This is a genomic window from Acinetobacter sp. AG3 (genome assembly GCF_022343575.1).
GTDB lineage: Bacteria > Pseudomonadota > Gammaproteobacteria > Pseudomonadales > Moraxellaceae > Acinetobacter > Acinetobacter guillouiae.
Genome location: NZ_JAKQZD010000002.1, coordinates 30,955 through 43,509, shown reverse-complemented (window position 1 = coordinate 43,509; position 12,555 = coordinate 30,955). Strand labels below are relative to the sequence as shown.

Genomic DNA, 12,555 nt, shown 5'->3' with positions numbered 1-12,555 from the left:
AAAAAGTCTCATTCTTCAAATTAATTCAATATAAAGAATATGATGAATAGATATTTTTGGGGTTATTTAATCGAAACTAGATTAAATCTTAGTGAGGACCTTTTTAAACTCATTACAGAGGTGGTCCCACATGTTTGAACAACTAAAAGCTTATTTATAAGTGATACTCTGCTCTAGTTAAGCTACCTTATTTTGTTGTGGTAGCTGGTCATAGTAAAACTCATCTGGAGTCATTTTGTCCAGACTCGAATGAGGTCGTTTCAAATTATAAAATTCAAAATATGCGTTTAATTGCTTCTTCGCATCCAAAACATTGCTGTAGGCTTTGAGATACACCTCTTCATATTTAACGCTCCGCCATAATCGTTCAACCATCACATTATCAACCCATCGACCTTTACCATCCATACTGATTTGAATGCCATTTGATTTCAATACATCAATAAATGCATCACTGGTAAACTGACTGCCTTGGTCTGTATTAAATATTTCAGGTCGACCATATTTTTCAATAGCTTCATTTAATGTTTCTATGCAAAATGTAACCTCCATACTAATCGATACTCTATGCGCAAGTACCTTGCGGCTATGCCAATCAATCACAGCACATAAATAAACAAAGCCTTTTGCCATAGGGATATACGTTATATCCGTAGACCACACTTGATTACTGCGCTGAATAGCCAATCCTTTGAGCAGATATGGATATTTGCGGTGAGCTTGATTAGCCTGGCTTAAATTTGGTTTGCAATATAACGCATTAATGCCCATTTTCTTCATTAAAGTACGTGTATGACGTCGTCCTATATGATGTCCTTGACGATTCAACAAATCACGCATCATACGGCTACCTGCAAAAGGGTATTGCATATGTAACTCATCCATACACCGCATCAGCTTCAGATCTGATGCACTCACAGGTTTTGGGCGATAGTAATAACAACCACGGGAGACTTTCAGCAGCTGAGCTTGCTTAGATACTGAAATCTGAAGTGAGTCATCGATTAACTTTTGTGGTTGAAGCGGCCCAGTTTCTTCAACACACCTTCTAAAAAATCAATTTCTAATGCCTGCTCACCGATTTTTGCATGTAGTTTTTTTAGATCGATGGGTGGTTCTGTTGGAGCTTTTGATTGATCGAAAGCTTGCGAGGAAGCTGAAATCAGTTGATTTTTCCAGTCGATAATTTGGTTTTGATGAACATCAAATTCAGCACTCAATTCAGCAAGTGTTTTTTCTGCTTTAATCGCAGCAAGTGCTACCTTAGCTTTAAAATCATTTGAATGATTTCTTCTTGGTCTACGTGCCATAAAATACTCCATATATTGATGTTTATAACATCATTTGGGGAGCAAAATATCACTTATAAGTGTTGTTCAAATTTCCTGATCCACCTCTAAAATATAAGCTTGGCAAAACAAATATTGAGCTCTTAAACTATCGGATATTGATATGATCATCATGACCTATATATTTACTCAATATAATCATCAAATAGTGCAATCAAGTTAACCTAATATAAAAGCTTATTTTCAATAAAAAACACATCATAATACCCCCTTGCCTTTTAACCACAAAAATATTGAAGTTATTATTTAGAAGCAATTAATAGAAAAATAAACAAATCTTTTTTAAACAAGCTACTAATAAAAATATCTCCATCGAAAATAAAGTATAAAAATTCAAAAACCATTTAATAAAGTATCAATAGAGTTAAAATACATATAGCTTACTTTTAATTTTAAAGAGGAATACAAGAAATAATTTCTTGTATTCCTGTTATAAGATTGGGAGAACCAAGTTGATAATTTCACCCATTTCTTTGGATCTATTAATTTAAGTTTCGACTTTACTTATTTGAGCTTAGCCATTTGGTCGAGTCACAATCGGGAAAATTGAATCTGGACGTTTAAACATTGCAAAGAATTTTCCAATTTTCAGTGGATTACCTTTGACTTTACTGTCTTTAGAAAGCAGGACTTTTACCCCTTCTATTTGACCTGTAATCATTTTTAGATATAAGGGCTTGGTTAAGGTTAATGTAGGGCAATCCAATGCCAAATCTTTACTTTCATCATAACGCTTAAACTGCATGACTGAGTTTTCAACCCATAATGAAAAATGCTCTTTGGTATCCGACAAAACCAGATTGATACACTGGTTTTCATTTTTTAAATTTTCCACATCTAAATTTGTCGCCATAGCTTCAAGAAATCTTTCAGTTGGTGTATGAATCAATAAATCACTCGGATCAGAAGTATTTTGTAGGGGTACATTATTTTGTAGCTCTTGAGCGCCCACCAAAAAGAAATTACGCCAAGTTGAAGCCTCAGCAGCATAGCCCAATTGACGATAAGTATTCGCCAATAAGTCTTTTGCTTGTTGGTTTTGAGGGTTATTCAACACAATATGTTTTAAAATCTCGGCAGCCCATCTATAGTCAGCTTGAGCGTAGGCATCCCGCGCATTTTTCAATGCATTGTTCTCCCCACCTGCTAACTCAATATATTTTTTTGCAACAGCTTTAGGGGGTAATGGATCTAAATTGGAAGGATGGGCATCGAACCATCCCATATAATATTGGTATACTGCTTTTACATTATGTTTTAGGGTTCCATAATAGCCATGAGCATATAGTTTTTGATCAAGTGCCGCTGGAAGCTTAATTTTTTCGGCAATTTCAGCGCCATTAAAACCAGAGTTCATATATCTCACCGTCTGATCATGCGTGAACTTATAAACATCTCGCTGGGTTTTAATAAAATCTTGAATATTGTCATTGCCCCAGACAGGCCAATGATGCTGTGCAATCAATACATCGGATGCTTTGGCATGCTGCATTGCTTGGTCTAGATAGCCCACCCATTTTAAGGCATCACGGACTTTAGCACCCCGAAGGGTATAAAGATTATGCATGGTATGAGATAGAATTTCTGCGCCGTTATAAAGTTTCAATGATGGGATAGAGAACGTTAATTCTGCTGGTGCTTCTGAACCCGGCACGTTATAAAACACAAAATCCAAGCCATCAACCGTCATTTTCTGTTCTGGTTGAGTGATCAGTTGTGTAGGCTCAAGGATGCCCATTTTTCCCACAGCAACAGCCTTACCTAAACCTGTATCCACCAATCCTTCCGCATTTTTAGGTAGAAAAGTTCCATACATATAAGTCGCACGACGTATCATGGCTGAACCTGCCATCACATTTTCACTGGTCGCTTCTTCCATAAAGCCTTTTGGCGCAATAATTGGAGTTTTTCTAGCGTTAATTTCTTCGCTAGAAAGAACGCCTAATGCACCACCAAAATGATCGATATGGCTATGGGTAAAGATAATGGCTGAAATTTTTTGCTCACCTAAATGCTGTCTAGCAAATTTAAGTGCTGCTTCAGCCGTTTCTTTAGAGGTTAATGTATCCACAATAATCCAGCCAGTATCACCCTGAATGATGGTCATATTTGCCAAATCAAAACCACGAATTTGCCAAACTCGATCTGTTACTTTAAATAGCCCAACATTGTTGTTTAATTTTGCTTGTCGCCATAGAGTGGGATTAACGGTATTTGGTGCTTGATCTTGTAAAAAACTAAATGCATCAAAATCCCAGATAACATTGCCTTTCTCACTTTTAATTTGACCTGTTGGCTTGGCAATAAAGCCCTTTTGAGCCTGATTAAACTCAGTCATATCCTCTAAGTTATACTTCGCCTTATATGTATTATTTGATTCAATGACCGCTTTTTCTACTACAGTATTTGCTGCAAAAACAGAAAATGGCAGAATAAGCATCAATGAAACTGTTAAAAACTTAATTTTCATCTTCTTTCCTTTTTTTAAATAAGAAGTGGTCCCACATGTTTGAACAACTAAAAGCTTATTTATAAGTGATACTCTGCTCTAGTTAAGCTACCTTATTTTGTTGTGGTAGCTGGTCATAGTAAAACTCATCTGGAGTCATTTTGTCCAGACTCGAATGAGGTCGTTTCAAATTATAAAATTCAAAATATGCGTTTAATTGCTTCTTCGCATCCAAAACATTGCTGTAGGCTTTGAGATACACCTCTTCATATTTAACGCTCCGCCATAATCGTTCAACCATCACATTATCAACCCATCGACCTTTACCATCCATGCTGATTTGGATGTCATTTGATTTCAATACATCAATAAATGCATCACTGGTAAACTGACTGCCTTGGTCTGTATTAAATATTTCAGGTCGACCATATTTTTCAATAGCTTCATTTAATGTTTCTATGCAAAATGTAACCTCCATACTAATCGATACTCTATGCGCAAGTACCTTGCGGCTATGCCAATCAATCACAGCACATAAATAAACAAAGCCTTTTGCCATAGGGATATACGTTATATCCGTAGACCACACTTGATTACTGCGCTGAATAGCCAATCCTTTGAGCAGATATGGATATTTGCGGTGAGCTTGATTAGCCTGGCTTAAATTTGGTTTGCAATATAACGCATTAATGCCCATTTTCTTCATTAAAGTACGTGTATGACGTCGTCCTATATGATGTCCTTGACGATTCAACAAATCACGCATCATACGGCTACCTGCAAAAGGGTATTGCATATGTAACTCATCCATACACCGCATCAGCTTCAGATCTGATGCACTCACAGGTTTTGGGCGATAGTAATAACAACCACGGGAGACTTTCAGCAGCTGAGCTTGCTTAGATACTGAAATCTGAAGTGAGTCATCGATTAACTTTTGTGGTTGAAGCGGCCCAGTTTCTTCAACACACCTTCTAAAAAATCAATTTCTAATGCCTGCTCACCGATTTTTGCATGTAGTTTTTTTAGATCGATGGGTGGTTCTGTTGGAGCTTTTGATTGATCGAAAGCTTGCGAGGAAGCTGAAATCAGTTGATTTTTCCAGTCGATAATTTGGTTTTGATGAACATCAAATTCAGCACTCAATTCAGCAAGTGTTTTTTCTGCTTTAATCGCAGCAAGTGCTACCTTAGCTTTAAAATCATTTGAATGATTTCTTCTTGGTCTACGTGCCATAAAATACTCCATATATTGATGTTTATAACATCATTTGGGGAGCAAAATATCACTTATAAGTGTTGTTCAAATTTCCTGATCCACCTCTTTACAATTAATCTTTGTCTTCTATATATTCAAACAACTCATTCATCGTGCAGTTAAAGTATTTACATAATTTATCTGCAACAGGTAACTCAATGCGTACAGCACGGTCATAATACATATTTGTGAGTGTATTACGATTAATACCTGTTGCATGCACAACATCACTTAATTTTAAAATTTTTCGATCGCCCATTAGGCTAGACAACTTACAAGTAATCATATATCAATTTAGTTACAAAAAATAACCTGCTGTAAGTTATTATTCTATTGTTGAATGGAGGATACTTTGCTAAATTAACCTACAGCAGGTTAAAATGACTTTTAGAAAGTATCATTCATCTATTTTCAATTAAATTATAACTTTTTACATATGATGTTTGAACCTGCAGCTAATTATTTTGTGGAGACTTCATATCGTGATGCCAAATGAGTTATTGATCAGCCAACAAGCACGAGACTTAGGAAATCAATTAATTAAAGAAATGAATATCAACAAAGGTTATGGAATGGCTAATTTTCTAGGTGTCAATTTCTGCTATGATAACCATCAGGCAGTTCTTATTTGGACATTTCAACAGATTGAAAAGCAACCTGCTTTAAATGATTTTGGAGAAATAAAAAAATATTTTCTTTTATTCTTTCCGGATAGTGTTTATGAAATAGCCTAAGCATTATAGAATAAGAAAAGTAGATCTCTAATAGAGGTCTATTTCAAATTTCATTATTAAAAGTTAATTTTATTTAGTAAAATCATTATTTTTCAATTACTAAAGTAGAGTCAATATTTTTTTGATGTTAGTGCTCAACCTAATATTTATACACCTCTCACATAATTCAAACTAGAACTAAGTGCGTTAATTATTTAGTAGCACTTAAGTAATTACCCCACCATTGCATCATTTCAGTTCGTTGGGCTAAATATTCAGCATGATTATAGCTTGCACGTGTACGATTCTTATCAATATGCGAAAGTTGTGACTCAATCCAATTATCTTGGAACAAACCAGAGTCATTCAAAATAGTGCTGAAAGTAGAGCGTAATCCATGAGAAGATAATTGGTGTTTATCATAGCCCATCTTACGTATGGCCATATTTAATGTATTGAAATGTATTGGTTGATTGTGTTTTCGTGGACTAGCAAAAATGTATTTTTCCCCTAATGACCATTGCATTACATCTTTTAAAATTTCTAAAGCCTGATCTGAAAGTGGAACTAAAAAATCTGGAATTTCATGGCCTAATATAACTTTACGTCGGAACTGCTTAATATGTAAAGCTGGAATTCTCCAAATTTTATCTTTTAAATCAAAATGATGAGGTTCAGCTAATAACAATTCAGCCCCTCGCACGCCCGTATGCAATTTGAACATCAGTGCTTTTTTAATGATAGGATGGGTGTCTAACTTTTGAACTTTATGCATAAAATCAGATATATCTTCAGCTCTTAAATAAGGGTAATTCTTCTTGATTTTGTTATTGACGGCAATTTTATTTAAACTATGGGCTATATTGTATTCGCAATAACCCATTGCTACAGCGTAGTCATAAATTTGGTTCAAATAACTACAAGCTTTCTTGACAGGTTCTTTTACTTGGCGTGTCTCAATCTTTCTAATTATCGCGACGAGGTCATAACGTTTAACTTTTTGAAAAGGTATCTCTTGAAGTTCTGGGTAAATATCATTTTGTAGACATTTTTCTGCTAGCTCTAGAACACCACAGCGAGGTAAGTCATTGAATGCATTCTTAAGTTTGAACTGAAGCCACTCATCTCCAACCTTACGAAAGGTAATTATTTCTGAAATAGCATCTTCTTCAAAACAAAAATTATTGTCTCTAAAATCATCTCTTATCTGACGTGCTTTTTTTAAAGTTATATCTGGATATGACCCCAATTGAATACGCCGACGTTTTTTTGCTTTTGGGTCTGTATAGCGATAGCACCAGTATTTTCTTCCATTTGGTTCAACCTTTAAACTGAGCCCATCTTCATCAGATAAAAAATAGATTTTATCTTTGTAGTTAGCTTGGCGAAATTTGATTTCAGTAAGACTCATGAATTTTAATGAAACCTATCAGAGGGTTGGTTTGCTAAATTATATCAAAATTTAAGAACTTTTATATGATGCGTATGTTACGCATCATATAAAATTGTAAAATATTGTTTTATATGCTTATTATTAAAAATCCTATGGTTTTAGTAACCATCTCAAGTACCACCTCAAGTTTAAGTTCCCAACGGCTTTGTTGCACAAAGATTTAAAAGATAACACTCTGCTCATTTGAACAGAATTCAAGTGACAACTTGGGTATGAGGACGACCTAATTCTGTAAATTTGTTCAATACGGCTATGCGTGCATGAATCTCATTCACCTGACTAGAAAAACTCCTTGCTGTTAATTTATCACCTAATAGTTTGATGCAATGCATCTTGGTTTCAACTAAACTTCGACGATGATAACCAGATCATTTTTTCCAAAGCGTTCTTCCTAAACGTTTAACTGTTTTCAGTAACTCATTCCGCTCTAAAGATCTCAATTTCTGATCTTTCCATGGTTTTGCATTTTTTCTTGGCGGAATGAGCGCATGTGCATCTCGATCTAGAATGACTTGTCTGCAGTGCTTCGTGTCATAAGCACCATCGGTATAGACCGAATCAATTCGTTCATCTAAGGGAATTTGAGCAAGTAAATCACCGAGTACTTGCGAATCGCTCACATTATTTGTAGCAAGCTGTACTGCACGTATTTGCAAGGTTTCAGCATCGATGCCAATATGAAGCTTACGCCATTGGCGACGATATTCAGGTCCATGTTTCTTACGTTTCCACTCACCGTCACCTAGAAACTTTAAGCCAGTTGAGTCGACGAGTAGATGTAGCCCATCACTACTTTTTTGATAGCTAATCGCAATATCAATATGTTTTTGTCTTCGACAAAGCGTACTGTAATCTGGTGCGGTCCAATTTAATCCACAAAGTTTAATCAGACTTTGAACAAAACCTGTGACCATGCGTAAAGAGAGTCTAAATAAAGATTTGATCATTAAACAGCATTGAATAGCCGTATCGGAGTAAGTTTGATTTCGACCTTGCTTGTTTTGTGGTTGTGCATACCACTGAGTGTTTGGATCAAACCAAATGGAAATGTTGCCCCGATTAATGAGAGCGCGATTATAGGAAGACCAATTGGTTGTACGATAAGTTTTAGGAGTAGGTTTATTCATTTTGAAATTATAGGACTGAATAAACCTTATAGGCTAGGTTTGTGCAACAAAGCCACCATCTTCTTCAATTTGTACTGCGGCTTGCCAGCTAGGTAGTTGGCTTAAACCTGCTACATAACGTTGGATATGGGGATAATTTTCACCTTGTCCCATATGATAAACTAAAGCATGTAGTCCAAAGCCCATCATAAAGTCAGCACCGGTTAAACGGTCTGCCACTAGAAATTCTTTATCTTTTAAATATTCATTTAAATAGCTAAATACTTTATCAAACTCAACTTGAGTATAATTTTCTAGAAATACCAACTTCGTACCCTGCTTGGTTTCTATCGCATTAAACGTTTTTAACAAAAATGGCAGCATGGCAGAGCTTTCTGAGAAATGAATCCACTGTAGATAATCGACATAGGTAGGTTCATCCATATCTGGTGCTAAATGCGGCGCAAGTTTCTGAATTAATAATTCAACGATTGCGCCTGACTCTGCAATAATTTTGCCATCCCATTCCAATACTGGAGATTTCCCTAAAGGATGGATGGTTTTTAAAGAGTCAGGGGCCAAATGCGTGTTTGAGTCACGATAATAGCGTTTCAGCTCATAAGGCTGCTTGATTTCTTCAAGTAACCACAAAATGCGAAAAGAACGTGATTGATCTAAATGATGTAGTGTAATCATGATAATTCCTATTTTTTTAAATTTTTACAACCACTTTGCCAAAGTTTTCGCCTTTCAACATACCATTGAAAGCATTGATCGTGTTATCTAAACCTTGCACCATATGCTCTTTATATTTGATTTTTCCGTCTTTCAACCATTCAGACATTTGCTGATAGAATTTCGGATACTGACTGCCATAATCATCAAAAATAATAAAGCCTTGCATGCGAATACGCTTTTTTAAAAGGGTGGAAATAAAGTCCGGTAAACGGTCTGGCCCTTGTGCTTGCTCGGTAGCGTTATACTGGGAAACCACACCACACACCGGTACACGTGCCGTAGAGTTAAGCAATGGCCATACCGCATCAAACACTTTACCCCCGACATTCTCATAATAAATATCAATACCGTTGGGAGCTGCTTGTTGTAATTGTTCTGCAAAATTTTCATCATGATGATTGATACAAGCATCGAAGCCGAGTTCTTCTACTGCATAACGGCATTTTTCAGGCCCACCTGCGACGCCAACCACGCGACAACCTTTAAGTTTGCCAATTTGTCCAACCGTAGCACCAACAGGTCCCGTTGCAGCTGCAACGACTAATGTTTCACCGGCTTTAGGCTGACCAATGTCCAACAACCCCATATAAGCAGTAAATCCTGGCATTCCCAAAATACCCAATGCCCAAGATGGATGTTCAGGTTGCATACCTAAGCTTTGACAGGCAGACCCATTAGAAATTGCGTAGCCCTGCCAGCCATTTCCGGAAAGAACCCACTCGCCTTCTTTGAATTTTGGGTTTTTAGAGGCCACCACTTGACTGACTGTTCCACCGACCATCACTTCGCCAATTTCAACCGGTGCTGCATATGAAGGAGCATCGCTCATGCGACCACGCATATAAGGATCGAGTGACAAGTAAATGGTTTTTAACAATATCTCGCCTTGTTTAAGTTCATTGAGCTCAACTTGTTCAATACGAAAATCGCTGTGTTTTGGCTCACCCACTGGCCGTTTAGCTAAAACGATGCGTTGATTAATAACTGTTTTCACACATATAACTCCATGTTTTATTTAAAAGTATTTTTCTTCACAATCAAAAACTGTGATTAAAATTTCTTTACATCCATTGTAGATGAGTTATAATAAAAAACAATACGACTGGTCTATTTTTTACAATAGAGTAAATAATTAATATGAAGCCTACTCCTATTAAAAAGTCTGAAGCGAAGCGCTTACACATTCTTAACACCAGTTCAGACCTGATTTTGCATAAAGGTTTTACTGGCGTAGGATTACAGGAAATTTTACAGAGCTGTGAAATCCCTAAAGGCTCGTTTTATCATTATTTCCAATCTAAGGAAGCTTTCGGATGTGAATTGGTACAGCATTATGTAGACAATTACCAAGTCCGTTTAAATGATGTATGGCGTTGTGATAAATCCCCTTATCAAAAGCTGATTGAGTATTTTAATTTATGGATAGAAGATCCTGAAACACAGTGTGGTTGGGCGGATAGCTGTTTAATTGTGAAACTTGCCGCAGAAGTTGCCGATCTATCTGAAGATATGCGCTCGATTATGTCCGCTGGCGTTGATGATGTAATCCAACGTATTGCTGGTTTAATTGATTTGGGAAAACAGGATCAGTCTATCCAAGCAGATACCGAGGCCTCTACTTTGGCACAAGTACTTTACCAAATGTGGTTAGGTGCAGCATTACTGAGTAAGTTGCAAAAAGATAAAACACCATTACATCAAGCTCTGAGAGCAACTAAATTTCTATTAAAAAGTGAAGATTCATAAAAATTAAATATCAACTACATAATTAATAATTCATGATAGCAGTCCAATGATTACCTATTATTGTGTTGCTATTAGATCAATTTACAATCCATGAGTATAGCGCACAATGAATTCTCCTTCTAAAGCCCTCATGACTCGTATTTTAGTTGGTTATTTAGGCTTATATCCCACCTTATTACTGGTTCTCACTTTATTAAAGCCAATTACTCAGCATCAAAGTTTCCCGATGATGGTGTTGATTGAAGTCATAGTATTAGTGCCAGTAACGCAACTGATTTCTTTTCCACTGGCTGGTTGGCTCATTACACAGCTAAAAAATTTTAAGAATTTGTTTTAACAAGAAATTGTGCTGGCAACAGCAATCCTAAGCCCTTATTTTGCCAACCACAAAGGTTGGCAAAATAACTTACTTAGTCGATATTAATCTGCGTAAGCTGGATAATCAATATAGCCTTTTTCCGTCCCACCATACAAAGTGCTTGCATCTACTGCATTCAATGGCCAGCCATTAGCGATGCGATCGGGTAAATCTGGATTCGCAATAAATGGGCGTCCAAATGCAATTAAATCGGCCAGCCCTGCCTCTAAAATTCGAGTCCCTCTTTCTGCCGTATATCGACCTGCGTAAATAATCCGACCACTGAAAGTGTCTCTGACATCTCTACGAAAATCATGAGGAAGTTCTGGTGCATTATCCCAATCAGCTTCTGCAATCGATAAATAGGCAATCCCAACTTCTTCAAGTATCTTTATGGCCTCAATATAAGTCACATGTGGATCATCTTCAACTAAACCCATGTAGACACGATCTTCCTCTGTACTTTCAAATAAGGGGGCAAAACGCACTCCTAAACGATCTGCACCAACTACCTCAGCAACTGCCTCTACTACTTCACGTAAAAAACGCAAACGATTGTTTAGTGATCCACCATATTCATCTTCACGGTGGTTACTATGTGCAGAGATAAATTGGTTCACCAAATAACCATTTGCACAATGAATTTCAACTCCATCAAAACCAGCAGCCAAGGCATTACGCGCTGCTTGAGCATAGAGTTGCACTAATTCTTTAACTTCTGCATTGCTTAAAGCACGTGGCATTGAAGGATCAGCCAAGGCCCCCGCATTGGGCCCGGTCTCAATAAAGACTTTAACATTACTATCAGCCCTAATAGCCGAGGGCGCGACCGGTGATGCATGATCGGGTTGCAAAGATGTATGTGAAACACGCCCAACATGCCAAAGTTGTGCAAAAATAATGCCTCCTTTAGCATGCACTGCTTCCGTCACTTTACGCCATCCAGCAATCTGTTCAGGGCTGTAAATACCGGGAGTCCAAGCATAGCCTTGACCACGTGGCTCGATTTGCGTACCTTCGGTGACCATAAATCCTGCCCCGGCACGCTGTTGATAATAGGTTGCCATCAGTTCATTTGGAATATTCCCTGGCTGAGTACTGCGCGACCGCGTTAATGGTGGCAATACAATACGGTTTTGCAAAACATAAGGGCCTAAGCTTAAGTTTTGAAAAAGTTTGCTGTCTTTCATTTCACTGTATCCAAGTCGTCATGACTTAATTGATCTAAATTAAATACCCATCCTTCCTGTATATAGAAAAATAAAGGAAGGAAAGCTATTCACTCAGGCCCTTCACCATTAAATGAGGGTTATTTTGCTTATTGCGCCAGTTGCTCAGAGTCAGAAGTTTTATTCACTGCTAAGCACCACAACAGACACTAGCTAC

Annotated in this window: 11 protein-coding genes and 1 pseudogene; 3 read left to right on the top strand and 9 right to left on the bottom strand. The window is 37.1% G+C overall.

Translation table 11 applies throughout. The annotated features are described in order from the left end of the window. Positions 1 to 177: 177 nt before the first annotated feature. From L3V46_RS22120 to L3V46_RS22105, 4 genes are all read right to left on the bottom strand, one after another. Positions 178 to 1,310 (bottom strand): IS3 family transposase gene (locus tag L3V46_RS22120; protein ID WP_223235881.1). Its coding sequence is split into 2 segments (ribosomal slippage): positions 178 to 1,058 and positions 1,058 to 1,310, totalling 1,134 coding nucleotides; the frame shifts between segments, so codons are not numbered across the junction. 553 nt (positions 1,311 to 1,863) lie between these two features. Then, positions 1,864 to 3,819 (bottom strand): alkyl sulfatase dimerization domain-containing protein, encoded by a 1,956-nt coding sequence (locus tag L3V46_RS22115; protein WP_000693745.1) that lies wholly within the window; start codon positions 3,817 to 3,819, stop codon positions 1,864 to 1,866. An 82-nt stretch (positions 3,820 to 3,901) separates the two neighbouring features. Continuing rightward, a protein-coding gene (locus tag L3V46_RS22110; protein WP_225367773.1) for an IS3 family transposase occupies positions 3,902 to 5,034 on the bottom strand; the annotation gives its coding sequence in 2 pieces (ribosomal slippage) (positions 3,902 to 4,782 and positions 4,782 to 5,034; 1,134 coding nt in all). 94 nt (positions 5,035 to 5,128) lie between these two features. Next, positions 5,129 to 5,341, bottom strand: a complete 213-nt coding sequence (locus L3V46_RS22105) for a helix-turn-helix transcriptional regulator (protein ID WP_034617146.1) — start codon at positions 5,339 to 5,341, stop codon at positions 5,129 to 5,131. Positions 5,342 to 5,537: 196 nt separating this feature from the next. Here L3V46_RS22105 and L3V46_RS22100 point away from each other — a divergent pair, with 196 nt between their 5' ends. Further along, positions 5,538 to 5,789: a hypothetical protein gene (locus tag L3V46_RS22100; protein ID WP_034617143.1), complete on the top strand. Its 252-nt coding sequence runs from the start codon at positions 5,538 to 5,540 to the stop codon at positions 5,787 to 5,789. Positions 5,790 to 5,979: 190 nt separating this feature from the next. Here L3V46_RS22100 and L3V46_RS22095 read toward each other — a convergent pair whose 3' ends face one another. The 4 genes and pseudogenes from L3V46_RS22095 to L3V46_RS22080 form a co-directional block, all read right to left on the bottom strand. Continuing rightward, positions 5,980 to 7,179, bottom strand: a complete 1,200-nt coding sequence (locus L3V46_RS22095) for a tyrosine-type recombinase/integrase (protein WP_176800604.1) — start codon at positions 7,177 to 7,179, stop codon at positions 5,980 to 5,982. A 236-nt stretch (positions 7,180 to 7,415) separates the two neighbouring features. Beyond that, a pseudogene (locus tag L3V46_RS22090) lies at positions 7,416 to 8,348 on the bottom strand (IS5-like element ISAha2 family transposase). A gap of 33 nt (positions 8,349 to 8,381) precedes the next feature. After that, a complete protein-coding gene (locus L3V46_RS22085) occupies positions 8,382 to 9,023 on the bottom strand; it encodes a glutathione S-transferase (RefSeq protein ID WP_034617134.1) in 642 nt (213 codons plus the stop codon). Between the two features lie 16 nt (positions 9,024 to 9,039). Further along, positions 9,040 to 10,059, bottom strand: coding sequence for an NADP-dependent oxidoreductase (locus L3V46_RS22080; RefSeq protein WP_034617131.1), 1,020 nt, complete (start codon positions 10,057 to 10,059; stop codon positions 9,040 to 9,042). A gap of 143 nt (positions 10,060 to 10,202) precedes the next feature. On the opposite strand from L3V46_RS22080, the gene L3V46_RS22075 reads away from it, so the two are divergent. Together L3V46_RS22075 and L3V46_RS22070 are read left to right on the top strand one after the other, a co-directional pair. Then, positions 10,203 to 10,811 (top strand): TetR/AcrR family transcriptional regulator, encoded by a 609-nt coding sequence (locus tag L3V46_RS22075; RefSeq protein WP_004733176.1) that lies wholly within the window; start codon positions 10,203 to 10,205, stop codon positions 10,809 to 10,811. 106 nt (positions 10,812 to 10,917) lie between these two features. After that, on the top strand, positions 10,918 to 11,148 hold the full coding sequence (locus L3V46_RS22070) for a hypothetical protein (RefSeq protein ID WP_001087973.1): 231 nt from the start codon (positions 10,918 to 10,920) through the stop codon (positions 11,146 to 11,148). A gap of 83 nt (positions 11,149 to 11,231) precedes the next feature. Here the strand turns inward: L3V46_RS22070 and L3V46_RS22065 are convergent, their stop codons facing one another. Beyond that, complete coding sequence (locus tag L3V46_RS22065; protein WP_034617128.1) at positions 11,232 to 12,359, bottom strand: alkene reductase; 1,128 nt, start codon at positions 12,357 to 12,359, stop codon at positions 11,232 to 11,234. Positions 12,360 to 12,555 lie beyond the last annotated feature (196 nt).

Bases quoted from the DNA above. Each gene is read 5' to 3' on its own strand.
- L3V46_RS22115 (WP_000693745.1), bottom strand. From the start codon at position 3,819: ATGAAAATTAAGTTTTTAACAGTTTCATTGATGCTTATTCTGCCATTT.
- L3V46_RS22105 (WP_034617146.1), bottom strand. From the start codon at position 5,341: ATGATTACTTGTAAGTTGTCTAGCCTAATGGGCGATCGAAAAATTTTA.
- L3V46_RS22095 (WP_176800604.1), bottom strand. From the start codon at position 7,179: ATGAGTCTTACTGAAATCAAATTTCGCCAAGCTAACTACAAAGATAAA.
- L3V46_RS22085 (WP_034617134.1), bottom strand. From the start codon at position 9,023: ATGATTACACTACATCATTTAGATCAATCACGTTCTTTTCGCATTTTG.
- L3V46_RS22075 (WP_004733176.1), top strand. From the start codon at position 10,203: ATGAAGCCTACTCCTATTAAAAAGTCTGAAGCGAAGCGCTTACACATT.
- L3V46_RS22070 (WP_001087973.1), top strand. From the start codon at position 10,918: ATGAATTCTCCTTCTAAAGCCCTCATGACTCGTATTTTAGTTGGTTAT.
- L3V46_RS22065 (WP_034617128.1), bottom strand. From the start codon at position 12,359: ATGAAAGACAGCAAACTTTTTCAAAACTTAAGCTTAGGCCCTTATGTT.